Origin of the sequence: Paenibacillus shunpengii (assembly GCF_042684905.1) — a bacterium.
GTDB classification, from domain to species: domain Bacteria; phylum Bacillota; class Bacilli; order Paenibacillales; family Paenibacillaceae; genus Paenibacillus; species Paenibacillus shunpengii.
Genome location: NZ_JBHUMJ010000002.1, coordinates 1,905,021 through 1,931,355, shown reverse-complemented (window position 1 = coordinate 1,931,355; position 26,335 = coordinate 1,905,021). Strand labels below are relative to the sequence as shown.

Annotated in this window: 26 protein-coding genes; 6 read left to right on the top strand and 20 right to left on the bottom strand. The window is 43.5% G+C overall.

Translation table 11 applies throughout. The annotated features are described in order from the left end of the window. Positions 1-2: 2 nt before the first annotated feature. The 5 genes from ACFSVM_RS09035 to ACFSVM_RS09015 form a co-directional block, all read right to left on the bottom strand. Complete coding sequence (locus ACFSVM_RS09035) at positions 3-392, bottom strand: hypothetical protein (RefSeq protein WP_379261576.1); 390 nt, start codon at positions 390-392, stop codon at positions 3-5. A gap of 106 nt (positions 393-498) precedes the next feature. After that, positions 499-1,503: an LLM class flavin-dependent oxidoreductase gene (locus ACFSVM_RS09030; RefSeq protein WP_379261574.1), complete on the bottom strand. Its 1,005-nt coding sequence runs from the start codon at positions 1,501-1,503 to the stop codon at positions 499-501. A gap of 201 nt (positions 1,504-1,704) precedes the next feature. Then, complete coding sequence (locus ACFSVM_RS09025; protein ID WP_379262949.1) at positions 1,705-1,917, bottom strand: glycine betaine ABC transporter substrate-binding protein; 213 nt, start codon at positions 1,915-1,917, stop codon at positions 1,705-1,707. A gap of 394 nt (positions 1,918-2,311) precedes the next feature. Then, positions 2,312-3,253, bottom strand: a complete 942-nt coding sequence (locus tag ACFSVM_RS09020; RefSeq protein WP_379261572.1) for a tyrosine-type recombinase/integrase — start codon at positions 3,251-3,253, stop codon at positions 2,312-2,314. Positions 3,254-3,484: 231 nt separating this feature from the next. Further along, positions 3,485-4,054, bottom strand: coding sequence for a LysE family transporter (locus ACFSVM_RS09015; RefSeq protein ID WP_341180728.1), 570 nt, complete (start codon positions 4,052-4,054; stop codon positions 3,485-3,487). A gap of 129 nt (positions 4,055-4,183) precedes the next feature. Between ACFSVM_RS09015 and ACFSVM_RS09010 the strand changes: the two genes are divergently transcribed. Next, positions 4,184-4,738: a helix-turn-helix domain-containing protein gene (locus ACFSVM_RS09010; RefSeq protein ID WP_090727118.1), complete on the top strand. Its 555-nt coding sequence runs from the start codon at positions 4,184-4,186 to the stop codon at positions 4,736-4,738. Between the two features lie 132 nt (positions 4,739-4,870). On the opposite strand, the gene ACFSVM_RS09005 is transcribed toward ACFSVM_RS09010, so the two are convergent. From ACFSVM_RS09005 to ACFSVM_RS08995, 3 genes are read right to left on the bottom strand one after another with little or no spacing between them, the layout of a single operon-like run. Further along, positions 4,871-5,389, bottom strand: coding sequence for a nucleoside kinase (locus ACFSVM_RS09005; protein WP_379261570.1), 519 nt, complete (start codon positions 5,387-5,389; stop codon positions 4,871-4,873). Positions 5,390-5,420: 31 nt separating this feature from the next. Further along, positions 5,421-5,861 carry a hypothetical protein gene (locus ACFSVM_RS09000; RefSeq protein ID WP_090727119.1) on the bottom strand — a complete coding sequence of 147 codons (441 nt, stop codon included), beginning with the start codon at positions 5,859-5,861 and terminating at the stop codon, positions 5,421-5,423. Further along, a complete protein-coding gene (locus ACFSVM_RS08995; RefSeq protein WP_076310740.1) occupies positions 5,861-6,067 on the bottom strand; it encodes a helix-turn-helix transcriptional regulator in 207 nt (68 codons plus the stop codon). The genes ACFSVM_RS09000 and ACFSVM_RS08995 overlap by 1 nt, the downstream gene beginning before the upstream one ends. Positions 6,068-6,259: 192 nt before the next feature. Here ACFSVM_RS08995 and ACFSVM_RS08990 point away from each other — a divergent pair, with 192 nt between their 5' ends. Continuing rightward, a complete protein-coding gene (locus ACFSVM_RS08990) occupies positions 6,260-7,117 on the top strand; it encodes an AAA family ATPase (RefSeq protein WP_379261567.1) in 858 nt (285 codons plus the stop codon). Between the two features lie 69 nt (positions 7,118-7,186). Beyond that, positions 7,187-7,711, top strand: coding sequence for a hypothetical protein (locus ACFSVM_RS08985; protein ID WP_379261565.1), 525 nt, complete (start codon positions 7,187-7,189; stop codon positions 7,709-7,711). Between the two features lie 143 nt (positions 7,712-7,854). Here ACFSVM_RS08985 and ACFSVM_RS08980 read toward each other — a convergent pair whose 3' ends face one another. The 9 genes from ACFSVM_RS08980 to ACFSVM_RS08940 all read right to left on the bottom strand — a co-directional run bounded on the left by ACFSVM_RS08980 (position 7,855) and on the right by ACFSVM_RS08940 (position 18,666). Further along, entirely contained in the window at positions 7,855-8,496 is a 642-nt protein-coding gene (locus ACFSVM_RS08980; protein WP_090727124.1) for a nitroreductase family protein, read from the bottom strand. 200 nt (positions 8,497-8,696) lie between these two features. Continuing rightward, a complete protein-coding gene (locus ACFSVM_RS08975) occupies positions 8,697-9,587 on the bottom strand; it encodes a TIGR01777 family oxidoreductase (protein WP_090727126.1) in 891 nt (296 codons plus the stop codon). Between the two features lie 80 nt (positions 9,588-9,667). Then, the gene (locus ACFSVM_RS08970) at positions 9,668-10,114 is read right to left on the bottom strand and encodes a hypothetical protein (protein ID WP_379261562.1); all 447 of its coding nucleotides are present in this window, start codon (positions 10,112-10,114) and stop codon (positions 9,668-9,670) included. Positions 10,115-10,296: 182 nt separating this feature from the next. Beyond that, positions 10,297-11,754: an extracellular solute-binding protein gene (locus ACFSVM_RS08965; protein WP_379262946.1), complete on the bottom strand. Its 1,458-nt coding sequence runs from the start codon at positions 11,752-11,754 to the stop codon at positions 10,297-10,299. Between the two features lie 106 nt (positions 11,755-11,860). Further along, entirely contained in the window at positions 11,861-12,736 is an 876-nt protein-coding gene (locus tag ACFSVM_RS08960) for a carbohydrate ABC transporter permease (protein ID WP_379261560.1), read from the bottom strand. A gap of 22 nt (positions 12,737-12,758) precedes the next feature. Next, entirely contained in the window at positions 12,759-13,685 is a 927-nt protein-coding gene (locus ACFSVM_RS08955) for an ABC transporter permease (RefSeq protein ID WP_076310750.1), read from the bottom strand. 233 nt (positions 13,686-13,918) lie between these two features. After that, the gene (locus ACFSVM_RS08950) at positions 13,919-16,291 is read right to left on the bottom strand and encodes an AraC family transcriptional regulator (protein ID WP_379261558.1); all 2,373 of its coding nucleotides are present in this window, start codon (positions 16,289-16,291) and stop codon (positions 13,919-13,921) included. Between the two features lie 205 nt (positions 16,292-16,496). Beyond that, entirely contained in the window at positions 16,497-17,903 is a 1,407-nt protein-coding gene (locus tag ACFSVM_RS08945; protein ID WP_379261556.1) for an outer membrane protein assembly factor BamB family protein, read from the bottom strand. Between the two features lie 49 nt (positions 17,904-17,952). Continuing rightward, positions 17,953-18,666, bottom strand: coding sequence for a hypothetical protein (locus ACFSVM_RS08940; protein WP_379261554.1), 714 nt, complete (start codon positions 18,664-18,666; stop codon positions 17,953-17,955). A gap of 270 nt (positions 18,667-18,936) precedes the next feature. Here ACFSVM_RS08940 and ACFSVM_RS08935 point away from each other — a divergent pair, with 270 nt between their 5' ends. Next, positions 18,937-20,427: a glycoside hydrolase family 43 protein gene (locus tag ACFSVM_RS08935; RefSeq protein ID WP_379261552.1), complete on the top strand. Its 1,491-nt coding sequence runs from the start codon at positions 18,937-18,939 to the stop codon at positions 20,425-20,427. Positions 20,428-20,644: 217 nt separating this feature from the next. Here ACFSVM_RS08935 and ACFSVM_RS08930 read toward each other — a convergent pair whose 3' ends face one another. Genes ACFSVM_RS08930 through ACFSVM_RS08920 form a run of 3 tightly spaced genes read right to left on the bottom strand, consistent with a single transcriptional unit; the run spans position 20,645 to position 22,569 of the window. Then, complete coding sequence (locus tag ACFSVM_RS08930; protein WP_379261550.1) at positions 20,645-21,322, bottom strand: hypothetical protein; 678 nt, start codon at positions 21,320-21,322, stop codon at positions 20,645-20,647. 1 nt (position 21,323) lies between these two features. Continuing rightward, entirely contained in the window at positions 21,324-22,193 is an 870-nt protein-coding gene (locus tag ACFSVM_RS08925; RefSeq protein ID WP_379261548.1) for an ATP-binding cassette domain-containing protein, read from the bottom strand. A 7-nt stretch (positions 22,194-22,200) separates the two neighbouring features. Beyond that, positions 22,201-22,569, bottom strand: a complete 369-nt coding sequence (locus tag ACFSVM_RS08920; protein WP_379261546.1) for a GntR family transcriptional regulator — start codon at positions 22,567-22,569, stop codon at positions 22,201-22,203. Between the two features lie 248 nt (positions 22,570-22,817). Between ACFSVM_RS08920 and ACFSVM_RS08915 the strand changes: the two genes are divergently transcribed. After that, a complete protein-coding gene (locus ACFSVM_RS08915) occupies positions 22,818-23,522 on the top strand; it encodes an ABC transporter ATP-binding protein (RefSeq protein WP_379261544.1) in 705 nt (234 codons plus the stop codon). Continuing rightward, positions 23,522-25,846, top strand: a complete 2,325-nt coding sequence (locus ACFSVM_RS08910; protein WP_379262944.1) for an ABC transporter permease — start codon at positions 23,522-23,524, stop codon at positions 25,844-25,846. Before ACFSVM_RS08915 ends, ACFSVM_RS08910 begins: the two co-directional genes overlap by 1 nt. Positions 25,847-26,335 lie beyond the last annotated feature (489 nt).

Below are 26,335 nucleotides of genomic sequence, written 5' to 3'. Positions count from 1 at the left end.
TATTACAGGTACAAGACGTCTACGTAAGCTTGATCCTCTTGACCTTTGGGAGTATACCCTTCTTTTATTAACGTACGAATCGTTGTTTCCTTGAGCACCCAGACTAAATATTTATTCAATATCGCCCATAGGAGAATGCCCAGCAGGAAAAATGGAATGAGCGAAACGGACATAATTATGGAGAAAAAGAGCAGCATGATCTGCGCAAAGATAAAGTACAAAATAATGAGGCTTGGGGCCAGCATTTTACTTGCCCTCACCTGACGATATACTTTAAACAGCTTGAAGGATGCTGTCCAATTCAGCTTGCCCTTTGCTTTGACAGGCACTTCAGCCGGTGTATCTCCCTTTAGCATGTAGAGTAGTGATTTTTGGTCTTTCTTCTTGTTCAACGAATGTATCCACCTTTTTGATATAAGATCTGATATTGTATGCTAGTGTTTCGCTACCACTTCTACAATACCACATCCGAATTCAATATTGAAATATGCTCAGGATCTAGAGATCTCTCACAGCCTCATGCAATATACGAAAGGATTCCTTGCGCTTATCCAAATCGTAGATAAAGGACAATGCCATCAGCTCATCGAACAGATACTGTTCCTGCAGCTCGGTTACTTTTCTCTGTATAGTTTGCTTAGAGCCTATGATATGAGCCTGTTTAATGGAGTCCACTAGTTCCTTGTCAAGCAGAGACAGCTCGGCTTCATTCCAGGCTTCCGGACTGTCCATTCGCAGCACTCTCCCTTTTCTTAAATAGAAGGTAAACTGTATGGAAGTCTTTGCAAGCTCTTCTGCTTCTTCATCCGTATCTGCCGCGATCACCCGAATCGCCGCCAGCCCGTAAGGATCATGAAGACCCTCATGAGGTACAAAACTCCTTCTATATTCACGGAAAGCGGAATAGAGCTGCTCCTCCTGCCCTGGTGAGAAATAAGCAAAGGCGTACCGAAGACCCATAGATGCGGCAAGCTGCGCACTGGAGGTACTCGTTCCGAGAAGCCACAGATCAGGAGTGAACTGAGTGCGTGGCGTGGTCATTAATCCTCTTAACGGATGGGACGCAGGGAGTACTCTTCCTAGATATTCTTGCAGCTGACGCAGCTGATCTGTAAAGGTATCCGGGTCTCGAAGCTTCAGGTCCTGTAACGCCTTGGTCGAATTGGGTAAACCTCCAGGGGATCTGCCTACCCCCAAATCCACTCGATTGGGCGCAAGCGCAGATAGTACTTTGAAATTCTCAGCGACCTTGTACGGACTATAATTTTGCAGCATGACACCGCCCGAACCTATCCGCATATTTGACGTCATCGCAGCGATATAACCGAGAAGCACTTCTGGCGAAGAACCGCCCATCGCATCAGTACTATGGTGCTCAGCTACCCAATACCGTGTATATCCAAGTTGATCAGCAAACTTTGCCAGCTGGGCCGTTTCGTTAAAAGCCAATTCAGGAGTGCCCTTCACCTTCAGCGGTGTTTGATCCAGTATACTGACGCGCATTGTACACTCCTCCTTCTGTCTTGCATGATGATTTTAAGATGCTGAGTTAAGTTAATTGCACCTTCTAAGTATTATAAAAGATTTTGACGGATGCTCCTAATTCAGAAATTTAGTTTACATAATGTTTAATATGTAGAGTATAATTATAGATCTTGGCAAAAAAGATCCGCCATATAGGCGAATCCCCTTTTAAAATTCATTTTAACTTTCAATTATACCTTTCTCGATCAGAAAATCACGAGCCACATCATCTTCAAGCAGGGCATCTATATTTACTTGTGCATTATGGTCCTGCATTTCCTGCTCCGTCAGGAAACCTTCCAGCTCATTGGCAATCCACTCCAGCTCAGGATACTGTTCAAGTGTTTTGAGGCGACATTTGTTTACATAATATTTATTACGAAAATCGAAAATATCCGTTATACTTTTTTTCTAAATCGCATCTCTAGTTGATCTAGTTTACATTCATTGATAGTTTATATAAAAACAGACATATTCTCTCGTTATGAGTGAACATGTCTGTCTTTGTCTTGTTCCAGTTGCATTTTTTGATGAATAAAATGGGCCGTTCGATCGTACATTTCTCGTCTCCCACTGCCACGATCACATCATCATCTCTTATTTCAACATAAGGGCCAGGCGAGATCGAATCTGCCTTAATTGTAATTTCCTCAGGCCGGTAAGAAATTCCCCGTTTACAATCCTTTTAAAGCAATCGGCTATGAATTAAATAAAAATGTTATCGTCTGAATTAAATTGAATATTGATTCACTTATTAGTTTACATAATATTTATTACGGAAATTGAATTATCTACTGTTACCAGCATCACTATAATCAGGAACGACAATATCCAGCATAGCCATCGCCTGCTCCTTCTCCCGATTCGTAACGTGAGTGTATACGGTTGTCGTCTGAATCGACGAATGACCCAGCAATTCCTGCACTGTACGCAAATCAGCGCCTTTACGAAGCATCATCGTAGCAAAGGAATGCCTGAGCTTATGACTCGAATAGGATACGTGCTGTGCAGGAGGTACATCTTTCTGAAAACGCTCAAACGCTTCAGAAGCAATGAGCTGTATCGTACGTATGGACAGCCTTCTCCCCTGCTGGGATACGAACAAAGCATCCTCCTTCGACTTCCGAGGTGAAATCCTTTTATAGATCACATCCTTCAGCACTTCACCAACAGCATCGGGTACAGGAAGCAGCCTCCACTTACGGCCTTTGCCGAATACACTCAGCGTTTTTCTCTCGGCGTTGTAATCACCTAAATTGAGCAAATGAACCTCACCTACACGAAGTCCCATATAGCCCATGAGCAAAAAGATCGCCATATTCCGTTCCCGGTATTTCCCCTCTACTGATGCCATGAAACGTGATAGATGCTGTTCATCCATAAAAACAGGAACTCTATTCTTCTCTGTCTTGGATTTCTTAATTCCAGCCGTCGGATTAACCGTAAGGAGCTCCAGCTCAATTAGAGCTTTGAAAAAGCAATTCACGGCTGCATGCTTCCGATTCCTAGTCGCATCACTAATACCACGGTCACGTGCCTTGGATAAGAAGGACAGCACCTGAAGCCGTTTTACCCGATCAATCGGTTTTCCTTCCAGCGTCTCTAAAAATTCAGATACATCACTCTTGTAAGATTTCACGGTATAACCTGTGTAGCCCGCATCCTTCAACCAGATGTCAAAGGCCTCGAGCTCCTCCGCATAAGTATCCTGTATGTAATCTGTCATCATGCTCGTCTTCACCACTTTCTAAGCTGCTATTAAACTGACCAAGTGATCGAGTGCAGATATAAAAATAGATTAAATCAAAAACTGCGTATAATTTATATTATACGCAGTTTTTTTGTGGAAAGAAAGCGGAATTAAACGCTAAAAGCTGTATCATATCCTCATCTGACACAGCTTTTTTGAATGGCTATGTTCCTCGTTGGATTGAATTATCAGTGTCTCATCGGTACCTTATTATACATGTATTGAAAATGCGGCATAAATAAGCAACAATCCCATAAGTACGTTAAATGGCCTCTCGTTCTTGGCAAGAAAACGTTGAAACAAAGATCCAAACATAGCCCAGCTGGAAGTTGACAGGAAAGAAATAAAAGCCAAAAAGATTGAAAACAAAATAAGGCTTAAGCTCGAATTATAGTGAGGAAGGATGTAAGTAGATACCGCTGTCAGGCCGTACAAAATCCCTTTCGGATTCATAAACTGCAACAACACGCCTGTTAAGAAAGTGTACGGCTTCGTCTCCTCTTCCTTTTTTTGTGGCTTGCTCCTCATTATGCCGATCGCCAAATAGATCATGTACATACTACCTATAATCGCCAACGCGAATTCGATCTTGGGTATAAATCGGAACAAGAGAAGATTAAAACAACTGCAGAACAGCATTACTACAAAAAATCCGGTCATTACGCCGCAACTAAAAGGCAGTGTCTTTTTATAACCGTATCGTGACGCATTCGACATTGAGAGGATATTGTTTGGCCCTGGAGTAAAAGAGCCTACGAATACATAAATCAAAAAAGACATGACAAGCATATGTTTTTCACCCCTATGTATGTTATAATTATACAAAATGTGCGTTTTAACGTACACGATTACGCTTTATATTGTACAGTATAGACGTTATAAAGTACAACAGACGAAAGGAGAATTTTTTTGAATATTAATTCTGTGCTTGCCAAAAATTTGAAGAGTTTGCGGAATCAGAGAAAGCTTAGTCTCGATAAAGTCTCTGATCTAACAGGGGTCAGCAAGACGATGTTAGGCCAAATTGAACGCGGCGAGTCCAGCCCAACGATACAAACGGTATGGAAAATAGCGAACGGATTAAAAATTTCATTTACCTCGTTAATTAACGAGCCTGCCGAAGATACGGTGATCGTGTCCAAAAACGAAACGAAAGCGATCTATGACGATAATGAAAAGTTTAGAGTATACCCTTATTTCCCTTTTGAAGACGGCAGGCGTTTTGAGGTTTATTCGCTTGAGATCGATAAAAGTGGCTATTTGAGTGCTGAGCCTCATGAGGAAGGAACGGAGGAATTCATCACCGTATTCGATGGTCAGTTAACGGTTCGGTTTAACGGGGAGGAATATACATTGAACGTTGGAGACTCCATCCGGTTTCGTGCCGATCGCGAGCATGTGTACCACAATTCAGGACCCGAAATCACCCGTGCCAGCATGATTATTTATTATTCGAATTCTTGAGAGGATGCAGGTAACAATCGCTAATGAGATCGGCTATCAAAATATTTTCTTGGACAATAAGAAAACAGCTGGCTCCTTAACCAGCTGCATCTAAGTTCTGTAGGAAAGAGATCTCTTGTTTTGTCATTTTCCTCAATCAGGACATTCATTACCTCTAGTGTACTGATGAACCCATTCTTTTATTTGAAGGGCAACTTGAGTGACATCCGTCTCCGTAGTATCAATTGTAGGCATGGGTGGATTATAAGCCTCGCCAGCAATTTCAAGCAATCGAGCTGCAAAGTTAAGATGGTTCTGAATCTCTTCCTCTGGCCAATTTCTCTCACGAAGGCGTTTTTCCCGTGTTACATCATGACAATGTAGGTTCAGATAATACACATGCTTAAAGAACGAAAAGTCTGCACATTTCTCAATATCCCAAGGCATCATGGTTCCGCATATAATCGTCATACGTCCACTCTCCGCGATATTTCGGGCAACTCTCAGCCAAATATTTCGGATCTTCTCCCAATCGTGCCCAACAAAATCAACAGGATGATCAGGATCAAAAATATCAAATTCAGGCATTATTCTCCGCAGATCCTGAATTACATAGGATTTCCCGGAACCGCTTGCACCCGTTACGATAAATAAAGGTAATTTACTCTCCATTGATTCAACCTCGATTCATCTTATTAAGCTGTTAGATCTTCTTTGCAAAATAGATCCACAATGCAAAAAACACGATCAAAACAAAAAATAAAGCAGCCATTAAGGTATAGAATATCATTGTGTTGAAGAAACCGGCGATGACAGAGGCCATCCCAAGACCTACAAGAATGATGACCATACTGAGTGAGCTGGCACTCTGAAGAATCACTGCATTCCGCTCGTCCTTCTCTTCGATATACAGCTTCTTCAGCTCTGCTTCATTCTTGATGGCTTTAATATACCTGGCTAGAAAAAACACAATGCACAATTCAACACCGATAAATGCCCCCGTGTGAAATCCTTTTATAAAACTAGGTAAATCAGGCAGACCACCTCGATAAAACACAAGTCCCGCATAGATCAATAACATAGCAGCAGCTACCACCGACAGTGCGTTCTTTCGAGTTCTTATTTGAACCTTGTACTTCTCCATTACATTTCCTCCACTTCGCTGAAATCAAACACTTCTTCAATGGTAAGTCCAAAATATTGAGCAATTTTGTAGGCAAGAACGAGGGAAGCCGTATATTTTCCCGTTTCAATGGAGGTAATGGTTTGCCGGGTCACCCCTACAATGAGCCCTAGTTCCTCCTGCGACAACTTATGTTGCTTACGCAGTTCAGCAATTCTCGTCTTCAATCGACCACTTCCTTGCAATGTTTACTTTGCAAATTTAGCATAGTTTACTTTGCATTTAATGTCAAGCATACTTTGCATCTTATCTGGTAATTATATTTAATCCATCCTTCTCATTTACTAAATGAGATCGCATCTAGACATTTTTCTCGGGAACAAGTAGTTTAGTATAGATACTATGTAAGGAGGAGAAGGATGATTTATTTACATACTTTTTCATTTCCGAATGATGACATGGAATTTGACTTTTTCATGAATATAAAGAGAACGTGCTATGACTCATTTTATCCCTTCAAAATCCTGTCCAAAAATGGCTTACAGGTCATTGATTTTGAGCCGGTCACGATCTTATATGGCGGGAATGGTTCAGGTAAATCCACTGCATTAAACGTAATCGCAGAGAAAACGGGAATCCAACGTGATTCAATCTATAACAAATCGAATTTCTATCCTGATTATGTGCGTATGTGCGAGATGCATACCAGAGATGACATCCCAGATAATAGCAGGATTATTACTAGTGATGATGTATTTGACTTCATGTTGAATATCCGAAATCTTAACGAGGGGATTGATCATAAGCGGGAAGAATTGTTCGATGAATATTTGGATGCGAAATATTCGCAATTTCAGATGAGGTCGATGGAAGATTACGAGCAGTTAAAGAAAATGAATACAGCGAGAAGTAAAACACAGTCCCGGTATGTGCGAAGCACTTTGATGGATAATGTAAGGGAATATTCTAATGGGGAAAGTGCCTTCCGCTATTTCACTGAAAAAATCGGAGAAAATGGACTCTATATTCTGGATGAGCCAGAGAACAGTCTCTCTCCACAACGTCAGCTGGATTTGTTGAAATTTATTGAAGATTCTGCCCGTTTTTTTGGCTGCCAGTTTATTATCTCTACACATTCCCCCTTCCTGCTATCCATGAAAGGAGCAAAGATATATAACCTTGATGAGAATCCTGTGAAGGTAAGACACTGGACCGAATTAGATCATGTTCGCACATACTACGAATTCTTCAAAAAGAATGAGAATGCCTTCAATTAACCAGATAGATGGAACAATCCTCCACTCCCCTGCGTCAGTTGTTATATGACAACCCTTTGGAGGTCGAAAATGCGAGTATCTATAACTGGTCTCACTTTATTATTCATCCTCATGCTGCTGTCTGCTTGCTCTTCCAACGTCGATTACACACCGGATGAGATCGTTAAGACGGAGAAATCGGTTACCGCAATCAAAAGAATTGATGATTATCAGATAAGACTGAAAACAAATTTAGTGAATGAACAAACGGCTCAATTGCTGCGATTTCAAGCTGGTCTCCGATATGTGGGCAGCGAATCTAAGATAGAGATCATACATGGCTTTGATATACACCGAATTGATCTGCAAATAGACGACCAATCTATTCTTCCACCGAGTTCCTCTGAGAGTATTGCTATACCTACCCTGTTGACTAAAAATGAGTGGCTTGAGGAGAACATGGAATTGTCAATGAATGAAGATCAGTTTGAGCGGATGATCAAATCAGACGGGGATATCGTTCTGTATTCCTATTATTTTGAGGATGGCAGAACCAAGGTGGAGAACATGACCCGAGCGCTTAGCATTAAAATGTCCGACATTTTTCAAAAATGAACTAATGATGATTAGCGATAGCTTGACACACCTCTACAAGAGAACCCGGATCTATGGAATTCATACAGCAGAAAAAACAGCAGCGACAATTAGTCACTGCTGTTATGAACTGGCGTTTACCCTCACCCGGGATAAAGCAACTATTATTCTTGAGTTAACGCATTCCAATAAGTTACCCGATCGAGAGCCATACGAGATTTTGGCAAACCAGGCTTCGCTGCTTTACCTATGGATATGAGCATGACGGGAACTAGATGAGAAGGTATCTTAAACTCTTCAATAAGACGCTCATGTGAGAAACCACCCATAGGTACACTGTCATAACCTCTTGCCTTTGCAGCCAGCATCAGCTGCATGGACACCAGACCTCCGTCAATCTCAGCTGTACTCCGAGCTGTTTCTTCTGACATCGTACGGTAATATTCTAACATTCTTGGTACGTAAGCATCCCGAGCTTCCTGAGGCATGCCCAGCTCTACAGAACGATCATAGATCTCATCTGCCCGTTTATATGCTTCTTTGTCTCCTAGTACAATAATTGTCGCTGCGGAATCCACGACTTGTTGCTGGTTATTTGCGATCGGCTTGAGTGTCTCTTTGACTGCCGGATCGTTAACCACAATAAAGCGCCATGGCTGTAAGTTGGACGAAGAAGGTGCAAGCACGGCATCTTCAAGAATGGCTTTCAGTTCTTCCTCTGAAATCGTAACACTCGGATCGTAGCTGCGAATAGATTGACGTTCACGAATCAAATTAAAGAAATTGGCTTGTATATCCTGGGTCATTTTGTAATGCCTCCCTAATATCTGTAATTATTATAATTACGAATTGAAACGAAAATAATATAATGCAAAATTTAATTTTTGTCAACTTATTTTCAACCTATATCGTGTCTATATCTCATTGATAAGTATAGACTTCAGTGAATCGGGCACGATGACCATACGTGTTATTAACCGGCTTTAATTCGATCACATATGCTAAATTATTTGATGTTCAGTACCGCCTTCAAGGTCGATTGTATCGTCGGATATTTAAATTCAAAGCCTTCTTCCAATAACCGTTCTGGTACAACCCACCTGCTCTTCAGTATCAATTCTGTCTCCGTTCGAATAACAATAGCCCCCATCTCCAGCATCCACTTGGGGGTTGGAATCCCTACAGGGACACGCATTGTCTTCCTCATCTCGTGCATTAATTCACGATTAGTCACCGGATACGGAGCCGATGCATTAAATACACCTTCGAGATCTTCGCGGCTCTGTATATACTGCACTATGCGGAACAGATCCTCGATATGGATGAAGCTGAATTTCTGATTGCCTGGCCCCTGCTTGCCCCCTAGCCCAAATCGCGTCAAATAAATATAAGGTGTCAATACGCCTCCGCCCGGTCCGAGAACAATAGCAATACGTAAAGCAGCCTGCCTTGTATGAGGCAGAACATAGCTAAAGAAGGCTTCTTCCCATGCCTTAGCCACCTCCACAGAAAATCCCGTACCTAACTCACCTGATTGTTCCGTCATCGGTTTGTCCTCAGCGTGACGGTAGATCGTTGCCGTGCTTGCGTTAATCCACAGAGCCGGGGGCTTGCGGCAATGGAGTACCGCCTCTCCAAGAATCCGAGTTGTGCGCGTACGCGACTCCATGATCTCCTTCTTGTTCGATGCATTGTATCTGCAGTTTACCGACTTACCGGCCAGATTAATTAACAGATCTGCACCATCCAGTGCCTGAACGATTCCGGCATGATCTTGCCAAGAAATATGACCTTGCTGTCTAGAGATGATGAACACATAATATCCCAGCTGCTCGAAACCATGTTGGAAATATTGGCCGATAAAGCCAGTCCCTCCTGCAAGAACGACCTTCTTCATACGCTCACCTATTTTCTCATTGATAAGATCTCTATTGGATTGGTTCATTCGTTCATAGTTCAAGCGCTATTCTTACATCATCATTGATTAAGAGTCACTAACCCCCATTTGTCCAGTGCAACAAAGATTGCATAGAACAGGAGCAACAGCACGGGCTGGGCTGCAATAAATAACATCGTCGGATTTAGCAGCTTGTTGAAGCGGAAGACATACTTTTCTACAATTATAAAGACGACGGTTAGGATCACTGCTACCCCGATACCAATCAGAAGCATTCCTGCTCCTGGTCCAGGCACCGTTTGACTTATGTCAGGCAAGTATTTCATAACGAGCTCGAACCCTGCCGCTCCTCCTGCGAATAGTAGAATCAAACCGATAATATACCGAAGCCTTGATACATATTGCTTAGATAACGTAATCAGCCTGGATACGACGAATGCGTTTCCCATTACAAAGACTATAAAAAAGATGGAGAATGCGATCGTATCCACATTCACTTCCGAAGTATATAATTCCATTATTTTCATCTGCCGTCATTCCTCTTGATGTCATTTATTTGGTTGCCTATCTATTATAAACGCGCTTTAATTGAAAAAGTATCGTTATCGTTATAAATAGGCACCCTGACTTGTTATTGAACTGCACGCTGGAAACAAAAAACGAGAAGAGATTGCTGACCTTCGCAATCCCTTCTCGCTCGTTAATTCTCTTATTTTGCATCATACGATGCTTGGAATTCCTCAATAACCTGTGAACCGCCTGCTTTTAGCCATTTATCGACTTCTGCCTGCCAGCCGGCTTCGTCAATCTGTCCCATAATGTATTTCGTTTGGGCGTCACTGATCAACAGATCAAGCTCATTGCCTCTTTCCATATAGGTTGCGGATGTTAGAGTCAGACTGATGTTTGGTACCACATATTTGGCGTTCTCCTTCGCCATCGCGGTCCCTTTTTCACCTTGAGGCGTATCCTTCAGCGGCTTCACATGATAGCCCTCGATATTGAGCAGATTGTCGCGATATGGCTTCACTTGCTGCTGGAACAGGGCAAAATCAATAAATTCCGTCCGGCCATCCTCCGTTTCCTTATAATGCACATCCTTGACGCCTCTCATCAGCAGGGTCGAAGACGGTTCATCCAGCAGGGCATTCATAAATTCAAGCACTCGCTTCAGCTCTTCCTCAGACTTCACCGCCTGCTTCGGAATGGCCAAGAATCCATTATGCCCTGGCTCACCAGCAAGTCTTATACCTTCGGGTCCTGTCCAGGCCGCATTATCCACGACATAGCTTGGGTCGGTTGCAGTAAGCCGCTCATACTGACTTTTCAGGGCTTGGGCGACCGCATTTCCAAGACCGGCACGACCTGAATCGAACAGCTTTCCTGTTTCCGTACCGTCCATCACCGCAAAATCCTGATTGATCAAGCCTTCCGCATACATCCGTCTGAACATATCAAGCACATCCACATACGGTGTGGTCATGAACTCGGGTGTAATTTTACCATCGACAAGCCCCCATTTATTTACTCCCCCGATACTAACCGCAAGACGTGTCGTTACTGCGGAATGTCCCGTATTGTAGCCTTTGTCGAGCACAAATCCGTAGGTATCATTCTTACCGTTGCCGTCCGGGTCCTTCTGTACCATCGCTTTCTGCAGCTCATACCACTCATCCAGATTGTCCGGCAGCTCCATGCCCAACGTCTCGAGCCAATCGCTGCGGTAGTTATAAGAAGCACGTCCCATATCACGGAATAGCGGAATGCCGTATATTTTCCCTTCAACAGAGATGTTGTTGTAGTGATTCGGATCCTGCGCCTTCAGATTTGGATAATCGTCAATATAAGGTCCCAGCTCCCAAAATAGTCCGGATTGCAGTGCGCTAATTACAATGGGTACGTAATTCAGCTTCATGATCATCGGCATCTCATTTGAAGCAATCATGACACTGACCTTCTCATCATAGGCAGAGGACGGAACCCACTGAATACTTAGGTCTGTATTCGTATATTCCTCAATTGCCTTCTCTACATCACCGCTCTCCGGAATTTCCCCAACCTGAACAATCGCCATACTAATGGGAAACGGACTGTCTCCATCAACAGCTGCACGGCCATCATCGGAAGTGCCGCATCCTGCAAGTAATAAGGTGGTGGACAGCGACATTACACATGCACCCGAAAGTAAGCGCTTAACTTTTTTCAAAAGTAACATCCCCTTATCTATTCATTTTAAGTTACATATTCATTGAGGCGACTCAGCGCATATCATCTCAGCCTTTAACTGAACCGAGCATAACGCCTTTCACAAAATGCTTCTGTAGAAACGGATAAACGAGCAGAATAGGCATGGTGGCGAACACAACGACTGCCATGCGAATCGTAAGCGGCTGAATATCCAGATCCTCGAATGCGGTAGAATCGCCGACACTGCTCTGAGCTAGGATGACGATCTCACGCAAGTACACCTGAATGGGCCACTTGGTATTATCGTTGATATACAGGACCGCACTGAAAAAAGTATTCCAATGATCTACAGCATAGAATAGCGCAAATGTAGCAATGGCAGGACCCGAGAGCGGCAATACAATCCGAAAGAATACACCGATATCGGTACATCCGTCGATCTTAGAACAGTCCTCCAGCTCGCTCGGAATCTGCTGAAAGAAATTTTTGAGTACGATCAGGTTAAATGCGCTGATGACACTTGGAATGATGAGCGACCATAAGGAGTTGGTTAGATGCAGGTTCTGTACAACAAAGTAAGTCGGAATCATTCCTCCGCTGAACAGCATCGTGAACAACACGCCGAGCATAATATATCTACGTCCTTGAAGCCGAGGTCTGGAGAGCGGGTAAGCCATCAGACAAGTGAACACGAGATTAAACAGCGTACCGACAATCGTGACATAGATCGTAACACTTAAACTGCGAATCAGCGTATTGGTTGAGAAAATATACTGGTACGCAGACAGCGACCACTCCTTCGGAAAAAGAATGAGTCCACCCTTAGCCACTTCCTGCGGCGCTGTAAACGAGACAGCAATGACATAGATGAAGGGCAGCACGGTCGCCAGAGCAGCCAATGTAAGCAAGATATAGTTAAGTACATCAAAAATCCGACTCGCCGCGGTTTTATCCTGAACCATATGAGAACCCCACCTCCCTCCTTTAATAAACGCCTTCTTCGCCAAACCTCTTGGCTAACCAATTGGCGGAGACCACCAGCACAAGAGCCACCACGGACTTAAACATACCCACAGCTGCGCTATAGCTGTACTGACCCTGGAGAAGCCCTTTGGTATAGACGAATGTATCGAACACTTCGCCGACATCCCGGTTTGTTGGAGCCAGCATGAGGAAGATCTGTTCAAATCCGGTATCCAAAAAGCTGCCAAGCCGAAGGATCAACAGAATAAGGATGGTGCTCCGAATCGCGGGCAGTGTAATATGCCATATCTGACGCCATCTCCCTGCTCCATCCATCCGTGCGGCCTCATATAGCTGCATATCGACGCCCGTTAGTGCCGCAAGGAAGATAATCGTTCCCCAGCCCACTTCCTTCCATATTTGCTGAGAGACAATAACCGTTCTGAACCATTCTGCATCGAGCAGGAAGGCAATTTTTTGTCCCGTCAACTGATAGATGAGCTCATTAAGAATTCCGTTCTCGGTTGTCAGCAAAATATAGCATATCCCCACTACAACGACCCACGATACAAAGTGTGGAATATAAATGAGAGTTTGTATAAATCGTTTAAAGCCTTCCCTCCGGATCTCATTCAGCATCAAAGCAAGAATGATCGGTGCCGGAAAAAAGAAAACCAAATTGTAAAAAGCGAGTAGAAACGTGTTCCGGAACAAGATAAGAAACTGCGGATCACTGAACAATCGTTCGAAATGCTTCACTCCTACCCATGGACTGCCGAAAAATCCAAGATGCGGCTTGAAATCCTGAAAGGCCATGATTAGACCATACATCGGCACGTATTTAAATATAAGAAAATACAGGATGCCGGGTATAAGCATGACATACAGCCATTTATCTCGTAGTAGACCTGCTATGGACAATGATCCCTCTTTTCGCATTCTCATCATGACCGCATCCGGCTTGGCATCCGCTAATTCTGACCGGTACTTGATGATCTTCCTCCCCCTTCTGCATTAGATTAGGGATAATTATGCAGATCAACGGGATGACAGGAAATGATCATTTCATAACCTTCCATTCATTTGTTGCAGAGCACGACCAATTAGCGCACAATAACTCCCCCATAACCTTCAGTATGCAGGATATAAGGTATAGCCAATGCGGACCTAAAAGCTCATCGCTAACGTTCTGGTTCTAGCTTGGGCTCTCGCTCCCGCTTCAGTTCCAGTTCCGGCTCCGCCTTCGTTCGCACTGTGCTTCGTTCATACTGCTCCCGATATTGCCCTGGCGTCATTCCTGCCCATTTTCGAAAGGTTCGTATGAAGGCACTCGTATTGGCATACTTCAGCTTACGTCCGATATCGGACACGAGCAGACTCGTATTCTCCAGCAGCAGCTTTGCCTGGCTCATCCGATAGGAAGTTAAATATTCACTGAACGGCATGCCGACATCTTTCTTGAATACTCTGCTCAGATAAAAAGGGTGGTAGTTCAATTCAGCAGCGCACGATTCCAGCGTGATGTCCTGATCAAATCTGGAATGAATCATTTCCAGCATACGGCTCGCAATTCTTACCTGCTGCTCCTCCGCCTGCTGTTCCATGGCATGAATTATAGGTATGAACAGCTGCTGTTCGAACCAATATCGGATATCTTCCTTTGTATTCAGCTTGGTCAGCTTAGATAGGAGCTTCTCTCCGCTTAGCGTTCCGCCCAGATGTAATTCCAGCTCTTGTGTCTGCGCTGTTTCGATAATTCGCATGGCCAATTTAATGAGCAGGATATTGAGCTCCGGTTGAAAGGCCCGATTTTCCGTAATTTCGTTCAGGTAGAGCTCCATTGCCAGCGAGAGCTGATCCTGCTCTCTTTTCCTCAGTGAATACAGAATATGTTCTTCAATCTCCCGCAGCTTGGCATATGGAGTTCTGCCGTCTGGATGATCTGCTCGCTGTGGCGTGTAACGTATGATGCAGCCTGCATCCGGCACCATCCGCTGCCTTAGGGCAGAGGCGGATTCCATATAAGCTTCAGGAGCAGCAGACAAGTCCTGGAAGGACCGGCTGAGACCAATACTGATTTGCAGCTGCAAATAGCTTTCGATCTGGTCTTTCAATTGCACCGCCGTTTGGTAGAATAGATCATTCCCCTGCGCATTCTCAGCACTATTGGGCGGTTCAATTAGCAGCGTGACTTGAGCATGGTCGAGTATAACCGGAGCAAATCTGGAAGCTGGACTGATTAATTCTGCTACCATATTGTTTATGGCATACAGCAGCAGCTCCAAATTATGCTCGTCATATTTGCTTAGATGGAAGGTATCAATCTGTATCTTCATCACCGATAAGGCTTGCCAAGACTTAGGGAAACCGCATCTGGAGGAACGCTTCACAAATTCATCCGCCTGTATTCGATTAGATAACAGCATCAGCATCAGTGATTCGCTCATGTGCTCCGTATGCGTAGACAGCTGTGCTTGAAGCTCTGTTCTTGAGGAAGATAGCCTGCGAATGCTTTGTTCTATATAGTGGAGTTCATTCAAACCAGCAGACTGAGCATTCTGATCGGGCCCGATATCCGTTTGACGAGAGTATTCGACCAAGCGATGAATGGGCTTGTACATGCGCCGGCTCCAAATGTAAGCGGTAACAAAAATGACGACTAAAACGACGCCACTGACCATGGCTGTAATCCACGCGATATGCTGCGTTTGCTTGGTCATGGCCTCAACAGAGGTGACAGATACATGAGTCCATCCGTACGAAGCCGAATGAAGATAGGTTACGTTATATTGACCGCCGTCCACTTTGGTCCGAAATGAATGGGCTGCTGTTTGCTTTTTCATTCCTGTATTTTTTAGACTGCTGAGCACTTCCGTATTGACCGCTGAATCCAGCTCATTTTGCCAGGAGTCCGGGATGGAGCCAAGGATTAGCCTTCCTTCGGCATCGATAATATATGGTGATCCCAGCTCTGATGCCCTCGATAAACGTTCTGCCATATGCTTCTTAGGCATCTTCACGACGATAAGCCCTTTTGGACCCGTACGCATAGGAAACAGGGGGATTTTTTGGACCCAAGTTGTGTAGATTTCGCTGCTCGATGTATCCATGAACAGACTGCTGGCATGGGAAGCATAATTCATAATTAAGTCTCTATCCTTGAATTGATCCAGGCTCTGAAAGCGATCCAGTCCTGTAACTGTACCATTCCCGAGATGGATAAAATAAGCCTCCGAGGTCATGACCGGGGACTGCAAATTGGACAAAGCTGAAGACATCTCTCGAATTTCCTGAAAATGAGCTGGTGTCCATTTCTCTTGTAACGCTTGCTTCATAAGAGGTGAGCTCGCCAGCTGTAGTGTAGAGCGCTCCAGTCCTTTCAGCATGTCGTCAATCTGCTGTTCATTGCGCCGAAGCAGCTGTGTGTTGCTGGCTAATACCTTCTGTTCAACATCACCAGCAGCAATGTAATAAGATAAGAAGCCCATTGTCAGGACCGGAATCAGTCCTAGGAACAAGCTGAAACGCAGCAGATGCATCATATAAGTAGGCATAATCTTGGCTCCTCCCTTTAGATCATAATAAATTCACCCTATATATGGCTGCCTCCTGGGAATTCACAGCCAGCAGATGAGCAATATATTCCATAAATTGGTGTGAAAACCTCTTGTGACGCAGCAAATGATCTGATTTTTGAACTAAAAAAGCACCACCGCATAAGCGGTAGTGCCAAATTCATACTATAATCTGTAACTTACATTATCGCATTGATGCGGGCACCTTTACTCCCATCAGCCTGCCTTCTGCCTGTAAAATAATCATTCCGTTTGTCTTGAGGGTCGCCTCATGCAGATCAGCTCCTGTTTTGACTCGGAAGACGGGTTTAGATGTCATCATATGAATACCGAGCAGGGTTCCGTTACGCTGTGCCATATAGATTTCATTCCCGTACACATCAATATGAGCCACAGGCGCGTCCCCATACCATCCAACCCTCTGACCGTTCGCCAGCTTAACGCCGACTAAATTCCCTGTAGCATCCTTGAATAGGAGTCGTTCCTGCACAACTCCGAGCATGTCCAAGCTGTCTCCATCAGGACGCTGCAAGCTGCGGAGCGGGCCCTCTCCAGCCTTGTAGCTGTTAAAATTGTATACTGCGACTTTATCGCCTTGCTCAATGTACAGCTTGTCCCCCGCAAGGTAGGCATCTCCCGAATGGTAACTATACGGTGGTTCACCAGCCAGCTTCCACATGTACTCCCGGCTTCCCTTCTTCACACCGGTCTTCAGGTTAAACGCATTTACGATGACCTTGCGATCGGGCAGAGACTGATAATCCGTCAGCATCGGTGAAAAGTAGTCTATCGAATACACGATTCCGTCTTGAATCTTGAGAGCATCACCTTGACCAAAATCTTCCCACAGCTCTTTTCCCGTCTTCTTGTCGTATGCATTTAGTTGAATGGATGTGAGTGCTCCTTGAACGAAGAAGGTTCTAAGCACCACGCCATCCGCTTCTTCGAGATAAGCAGTGCCATTTCCTTCGGCCTTCTCTTCATCCGCCTTCCACTTGAGCTTGCCTGATGATTTATCAAATGCAAAGGTGGTACTGCCATTGATCGCATATAATGTATCTGAAGTGGAGATCAACGCTTCCGTCCTTTCCCATGCATCAACATAGGTGGATGACTGTGCCTGCCATTTTAATTTACCCGTCTTTGCATGGAGAGCATAAGGCTTCTTATCCGTTGTCATCCCATATACGATCCCTTGATCATACGTGATGAGTCGATTCAAATTTCTTCCGTTACCGTAACTCCATAGCCGTTTACCATTTTGCGCGTCAACTGCGATCAACTTATTGCCGGAAAATGCAAACACTTTACCCTCTTCAGCGATACCCTGAACTCCTGTGCCCTGACTCTGCTCCAGATCGTTATCAACTTGTATTGTCCAGATTGGTTTTAATTCAGGGACTTTAATTGTAGAACCGGAATACCAGGTACGTACAGAAACATCTGCCTTTTCTGCACTGATGTAAGAAGTTGGCAGGATATTTGCGCCATGAATAGTCAGTACGCCGGCGGTTATAAATGCAATAACTTTCCTGATTCGCTTCTCCTTATATTTATGAGTCTTGTTTTTTTTCATATAGCTAATCATCATTTGCCCTCCCTAAATCGTGCATTATCGTGACTAGACTTCATTCGCCCTATTATGGAGCAGAGGAAGCCGTTGTTCCCAGATCGAAGATGCCGCTGTCATTCGGATCATCTATCATCTTGCTAGCAATCTGTTCTCCGGATTCATCATAGCCCTTAATCTCATACGGCATGTCTGCTGACGAAGGGAGAAACACGAACCATAGGCGCTCATCAGGCCCCACCTCTATTTGCTTCGCCTCATTACTACCGTCCTTCATTGTTTCAACCGTGATTCTGACGATAGAGGGATCAAATACGTATCCAAATAACATGGGAAAAGGAGTGGAAACGCCCTTCAATTCAGGTAAACTCATATAATGGACAGCAGAGGGTTCATCAGAAGCTTCATGATTTGAGAACCCCCCTCCCCATACCCATTTCCATCCGATCCGGGTATTCCGGACATATTCGACCTGTAAATTTTCGCTACCTTGTCTCGTGCTTGTCTTGAATAGCAGCACCCCTTTGTCCACAGGTTCTTGATGTATCACATACGGAGATGAGCTGCCTCCTCTAAATTGTTCAACTGCCTCTTCCGGTGTCTTACCGATAGGAATTTCCAATATCCCCTCAGTCATACCGACCGCCTCTGACAGACGGCGATCAGCGATGCTGCCCGGTCTTTCAATAATAAATATGGCTGCATAAAAGATGGCTGCAGAGAGTAGAATGACGGCGAGAATTGTGAACATCATCATACGGTTTCGTTTCGTTTGCTGTGTCATCCTGATCTCCACCTTGAGCTTATATTTTCTGATGTTGCTGTAACGACGGAGGATTCCCCGTATTCACAATTCTATATCTCAAACCCAAATCCTTCCAACAATCTCTACTAAAAGAAGCAGATGATCGAAGTTCTATAAAAATTAGATTGTTTTCGCAAGTTAGTCCATTGCCCGAATAAACCCATGGATGATATAATGAACTCGGTTTACTAAAACGGTTTCGTTAACGCTTTCTAAATCCACTATATTTATACATACTTGAGGTGACTTATGAAATATAACAACCCGATTATCAAAGGCTTCTACCCTGACCCGAGTGTCTGTAAAGTAAATGATACCTACTATCTTGTTACCAGTTCGTTTCAGTTTTTCCCTGGTGTTCCGCTCTTTGAGAGTAAGGACCTGATTAATTGGAAGCAGATCGGACATGTACTAACAAGAAAAAGCCAAGTCATGCTGGATCAGGTGAACAGCTCAGGCGGTGTTTTTGCCCCTACCATACGTCATAACAATGGACGCTTCTATATGACCACCACAAACGATACGACCCATCAGAATTTTTACGTCTGGACAGATGATATTTATGGAGAGTGGTCTGATCCGATCTACATTGACCAAGGCGGTATCGACCCAGATCTGTACTTTGAAGACGGCAAAGCCTACTTCATGAGCAATGGAAGCGACGACGACGGTACAGGTGTCATTCTTCAATGTGAGATTGATATCGAGACGGGCCGCAAATTATCTCCTAGCCTCCCTATTTGGAAAGGTACAGGAGGGCGTTTTCTTGAAAGCCCGCATATGTACAAAATAAATGACTGGTATTATTTATTAGCTGCTGAAGGCGGAACGGAATTTGGTCATATGGAGACCTATGCCCGCTCTTCTTCACTTCACGGCCCTTTTGAACCCTACGCGCATAATCCGGTTCTAACAAACCGTAATTTGGGTGGTTATGAAGTTCAGGCCGTCGGCCATGGTGACTTGGTTCAAGATCAGGAGGGAAGCTGGTGGCTCTTCCACCTGGGCTTCCGCCAGATTGGCAAATGGATTCCTTACCACCACTTAGGACGCGAAGTCTTCCTGACGCCGGTTACTTTTGGTGAGGATGGATGGTTTACAGCAGGTCATAACGGTACGACACTAACAAGTTTTGAGACCAACCGCATCCCAGAGCAAGTTGTTCAGAATGAGAAGAAAGAGTATACCTTCGAGAATACAGAATGGGGCTTGGATTGGTGCTATCTTCGTCACCCTCATTTCGAGAATTATGAACTGGGGACGGATAAACTGACGCTCAAAGGGACTGAAGTCACATTAGATCAAGCCGCATCTCCAACCTTTATAGGTATACGACAAAGAGATTTTAATGCAACTATTTCTTGTGATGTTGCCCTTACAAGCGGTGAAGCAGGAATCACTCTATATATGGATGAGAACCATCGTTACGATCTGGCAATCCGTCAAAGTGAACAAGGCTATGAGGTCATTGAGCGTCTTAACATTGGGGATATCAAATCGATCCAAACGACGATACCTTTGCAAGACAGCAATCATGCTACACTTCTTATTCAAGCTCTTCCAGAGCGTTACAGCTTCTTCCTTCAGCAAGGAGATCAACAAATCCCGCTCGGAACAGCGCAGACCAAATACCTATCCTCAGAGGTCGCTGGAGGATTTACGGGTGTAGTCATTGGATTATATGCTTGTGGTAAAGATGCATCTGCTGAGTTCACGAAATTCAGTTGTAAATATGAATAAAGATAAAAAGATGATGGGATAATTCGCTCTAAATCGAAGAAAAGTGGCCTAATTAACAGTATTACCAGCTCACAATAATTGTCAAAACCCATATCTAAAGATCTCTGTATGATCTAGATATGGGTTATTTTTATTTACATATGTATTAATTGTAGATTGTTGTTGTCACGTGAATTCTGGATGTTAGTATATTTGAATTCATTGATTCTGTACGGTATCAGTGCACCCTTCCCCTGGTAAAAAGCCAGCCCCCGGTTACGAAAACCAAGAAAAGCACAAGATTAAAGCCGACGCCAGCCAGCAGCGAGTCGTTGAACAACAAGGCTTTGAAAAAAGAAACAACATGAACACGGAGCGAAGGAATTGCCGTTCCCGTCGGGATGGCTACAATGATCAGAGCCCACAACAGCCAACCGACAATATGGTAATAACTAGTGACCAGCATGCTAATCAGCGCCATCGCCATCAAATAAAAAAAGGTTTGATACAGGAAAGAACCTGCCACGCCAAATTCGTTCCAATGGAAAGCTTTAATAAGATTAACGGTATTCTTGTAAAATACATTCTCTTCAAGCAGAGGCCATACTGAATTGAATAAAGCGATGAGAACAGCCCAAACGACATTAACGAATTGAAGCCCCAAAAAATATTGTTTCCGACTTGCACCTAAATGTACGATGCGTTTGTAATAACTTAGCGGAAGTACGACGGCAATAAGGAGTAAAATGAGAAGCAGTAGATTGCCATCCGCAAGCGCTCTGCTATGTTCGTTGTCCGTGAAGATACCAACAATATATTCCGTTAACCTGCCAAGCAGAATGAAAATAACGACCAGCCAAATGTAAATTCTCAATTGCATATAGCTTGCCTTTAGATGAACTGCCAATGCACCCAATTTAGTGACCTCCCTCGATTAAATACGAGAAAAACCTTTGAAGTGTCAAACTTTCAATCGTTATGTCTTGTTGGCGCGCCATCCGCATGTCACCATCGTTTAACCTATCAAAAATGGCGGCTTGTATCCCGTGGCCATAAGATTCTGTATGTAATACTCTTTTCCCTTCTGTAAATGAACCTACGGCAATCGAATTTCCGCGAATCAAATAAGCACTCATACGTATCCGATGTATCTCGTCATGAAGCAGGAGTGAGCCCTCATCAATGATATACACTCGCTCAGCAACGGGGGCAATCTCATCAATCAAATGTGTAGAAAGCAGAATGGTACGGGGATGATTGGCATAATCCATGAGCAGCTCCTTGTAGAACCTTTCTCGCATCAAAACATCAAGTCCCAGCACCGGCTCGTCGAATAAAGTAATCGCCGCCCGGCTGGACAGACCAATGATATTTCCTACGAGCGACTCCGCGCCTCTTGAGAGCTGTTTAACTTTTTGGTTTGGATCAAGCCGAAACGTCTCGAGCAGCTTATGAGCTAACACCCAGTCCCATTTAGGATGAAAATTCGCAGCTAGCTGCAAAACCTCGATCACCCTTGCTCCTCCGAATAGCTTGTGCTTCTCTCGAACAAAACAGAAATCTACCGGAGATTCTCCTCTCCCAAGCTTTGTCCCTCTTACCTTAACGGTACCATAGTTCGCACAGATACCGCCTGCGATAATATTAAGCAAGGTTGTTTTGCCAGCGCCGTTCTGCCCGAGCAATCCGTATATTACATTTTCCTCCAATTGCAGATCTAAGTCCCGTAATGCGTAGTTTCGACCGTATTTATTGGTTAAATTGCTACAGGTCAATGCTATGCTCACGCATCGTTCATTCCTTTCTCCACTGTTTGATCATGTTAATGAGTTCTTCGCTTGTCACCCCTAGCTTGTCGGCTTCATTCATAAGATCTGACAACAGTTCCTTATATAAACGCTCTCTTCGTTTAGACTGAATCCGCTGTTTCGCATCAGCCGCGACATACATGCCTAGCCCTCTTCTTTTGTAAAGAATACCCTCATTTACGAGCAGACCGAATCCCTTCACCACAGTCGCCGGATTGACCTGAAACAGCTGAGAAAACTGAGCCACGGACAAAATTTGCTCGTCCACGCGGTACGTTCCATTCAAGATATCGTCTTCGATTATGTCTGCTACCTGTTGAAAAATCGGTTGTTTGTCATCAAATGTGACGTTCATAGCCTCACCATTCAGCGTATTAGTATGTTATTCGTCTAGCATACTCTAATGGATGCAAACACACTTGTCAATAAATAATTACCCGAAGTGAAGTACATGTTTAAGTGCAAATAAACCAGTTATTGACAATCTAACAACCACGAATTATAGTATGCTACATAAGTGACATACCGACATACAAAAGTATATATTTACAGGTCGGATCCGTTCCTTTGTGTGAAAAAAATATAACGTGGGAGTTGGATACTATGGGAGTGTTTATCGAATTCAAGAATGTGAAGAAAGAATACACTATAGGCGAAGTGCCGATCAAGGCACTGAATGGTGTAGACTTTTCCATCAACAAGGGAGAATTCGTCGTTGTTCTCGGCGAAAGCGGTGCTGGCAAAAGCACCATTCTGAATATACTTGGCGGCATGGATACAGCAACCTCAGGTCAAGTGTTGGTTGGTGATCAAAATATCTCAAGCTTTAACGAGAAAAAGCTAACAGAATATCGCGCTGAAAAGGTAGGATTTGTGTTTCAATTCTATAACTTAATTCCCAATCTAAACGCTCTTGAGAATGTTGAATTTGCTTCTGAAGTATGCAAAAACCATCTGGATGCGAAAGAGATTTTGCAAAAAGTCGGTTTAAAGAATCACTTAAGAAATTTCCCCTCTCAGCTCTCTGGAGGTGAACAACAAAGGGTGGCTATCGCCCGAGCAGTCGCGAAGAACCCTGCGCTTTTACTCTGTGATGAGCCTACTGGTGCGCTGGATTACGTAACGGGCAAGTCGGTATTGAAGCTTCTTCAAGATTTAAATAGGGAAACGAATAAAAGCGTTGTATTGGTCACGCACAACTCCGCGATCGCGCCTATGGCAGATAAGATCATTAAAGTGAAGAGCGGAAAGATCGAAAGTATAACGATCAATGAACAGATACAAAGCGTGGAAGGGATTGAATGGTGATGAAATTAATCAACAAATTGTTTAGGGATATTCTACAATCATTCGGTCAATTTCTAGCCTTTGTATTAGTGATCGCTGTAGGCGCTTTTTTCTATACAGGGCTGACTACATTAAGCGATAATCTTAGCACTTATTCAACGACCTACTTCCAAGACCATAATTTAAGTGACCTGAATGTCCATTACAATCAAATATCCAAGCAGGACATTATGGCAATAAGTGCAATTGAAGGGATACACAAAATTGAAGGACGGTATACCACTGATGCCACACAAGCTTTTGAAGATACACGTGCAGCTGTGAAGATTCATTCGATACCGACAGACAATACAATCAACACACCTGCAATAATTGAGGGTATCATTCCTTCGGACATAAACGAAATCTTGCTGGACTCCCATTACGCCAAGGAGCATCGCTACCAAGTCGGAGATCAATTCATCTTAAACGTGAACGGCAAGAGTGTTGTATTCACTATCAGCGGATTAGGCGAAAATGTAGAATACGCCAAAAAGAACGAAACCCAAGACCATAAAACCAACGGGTTCGCCTATATAGCTGAATCAGGAATTCCTCGCATCGCGGGCAGTCTATACTTTAATGAGGTCTTGATTCAAGCAGAAGAGGGGTATGATGTTGATCAGCTAGGTCAAACCATTAAAACACAATTCAGCGAGCTGTCCTATGTGAGCCAAATTAGTAAAGAGCGGACATTCAGTTATTTGAAGCTGCAGCAGACGATTTATAATAATAAATTGATGAGCAAGGTTATCCCCTTGGTACTCTTTATCATTGAGGCAATCATCCTCTTTCTCACCCTGTCGCGAATCATAGATTCGCAAAGAAACCAAGTAGGTATTATGAAGGCGTTAGGAATTAAGAACAGAACCATCATACTTCATTACATGGGATACCCGGTGCTTGTAGGCATCATAGGTTCATTTATTGGCTCTATAATTGCCGGCAGTGTATTTATTCCACTGATTGAGGCTTCAAATGCCAGATCCTACTCACTGCCCGGTATTACCTTCACCCTATCCCCTTATTCGGCGATTCCTCCTATTCTGTTCTCCAGTGCATTTGGCATCCTGTCCTGTTACCTTAGTGGGATAGGCATATTGAGAGAGCGTGCAGCTCAGGCCATGCGGCCTAAACCGCCAAAGAAGATTAAGAAGCTGTTTATCGAACGATATCCAGAGATCTGGAGTCGTATTTCCTACAGCTATAAGCTGATATTAAGAAATATACTCTTAAACAAGCATAAAGCGTTAGCGAGCTCCATTGGTGTTGTCGTAAGCACCGTATTATTGATTACTGCTTTTGCAACTCATGCCTCCTTGATAAGGGTAGCTAACCAGATCGAAGAGGTAAATACTTATGATTTAAAAGTGGACTATGCAAAAGAAGTATCCGCTGATATACTGCAGCTGCCTTCCGGCATCATAAACAGTTATCCTTTATCTACATTTCCTGTGAAATTCATGAATGGTGATAATAATGAAAACGCCACGCTTATTGTTACGGAGAAGCAGAACAATCTCATTCAATTCTTTGATGAATATGACAATAGACTCGTTCTGGAGGATAACGGCATCTTAGTCCCCAGATCATATGCGGACCATTATCAGATTACTGAAGGAGATACCATTCAAATTCAATTTACAGATCCGGATTTGTCCATAAAAACAGTCGATATGAAGGTAGCGCAAATCTCCAATCAGTATTCGAATCCTTCTTTCTATTGTTCGACAGTGTATCTCGAGAGCTTTGGCATCGATTACCAACCAACCTCGCTTCTAGTGAAGGCAAGCAGCGCTGTAGACCTTTCTAACATCCGTCATTTCTTCGAACAAGCCAAGTATGTAGAAAGAATTGAGGATAAGCATGATTTGAAAGAGACCGCTCAGTATATTCTGCAGCAAAATAGCTTTGTCTTTATCATGTTTATCATTAGTGCTGTCGTTCTTTCCTTTGGGGCCAACTATTCGATCTCCTCCATCAACATTTATGAACGTAACCGCGAGCTGGCCACATTGAAGGTATTAGGCTATTCCAAGCACAAAATAAACCGGTTAATCTTTTTTGAGAATATTATACTTACTGCCTTTGCGATTCTAATCGCATTACCAATCAGCGGCTATATGTATGAGCTAGTTGTCAAGGCGCTTTCAAGTACCCATCAACAAATCCCGGATCAATTAAATTTAATGGTCATATTGGTATCTGTTATTCTAGCATTCTTACTCACCATTCTCTCTAACTTACTACTTCGAAGAAAAGTGTCCCAAATCAATATGATTGAATCCTTAAAAAGTGTAGAATAACTCTGGAGTGGAGGATTTCGAGGGGACTACATATCCGAGTCCCCCTTAAATGCTTCACTCTCTTGGAGTCCCCTTCTGCTGTCAAGGTATGTATGCAAACTATCAAAAATAAGCAGCAATAGTTCACACAATAGCTTCCAAATGATCATACAAACAAAGAAAAAAAAGATTCCCCCGATCATTCCAATTACGTAATTTGGGGCTTCTACACTCGAATACGTGTGAAATCCAGTTGACTTCGTAACCGTAGTTGGAAATAAGACGGATAGGGCCTTTCCGAAAATATAAGAGTAATACAGTGAGATAACTAGTCCGGCATAGAACACTAATGAAATCAGATATTTATAATCGGTATCTCCTAGAGCAAACCAATTGATCATTTTATTTTTACTCATATATAACTCCTTAATATATTCAAATTATACACACAATGAATAAGCCTTCTCATAATGACAAGCTCCTTAACATGTAACATTCTACCATAAATGT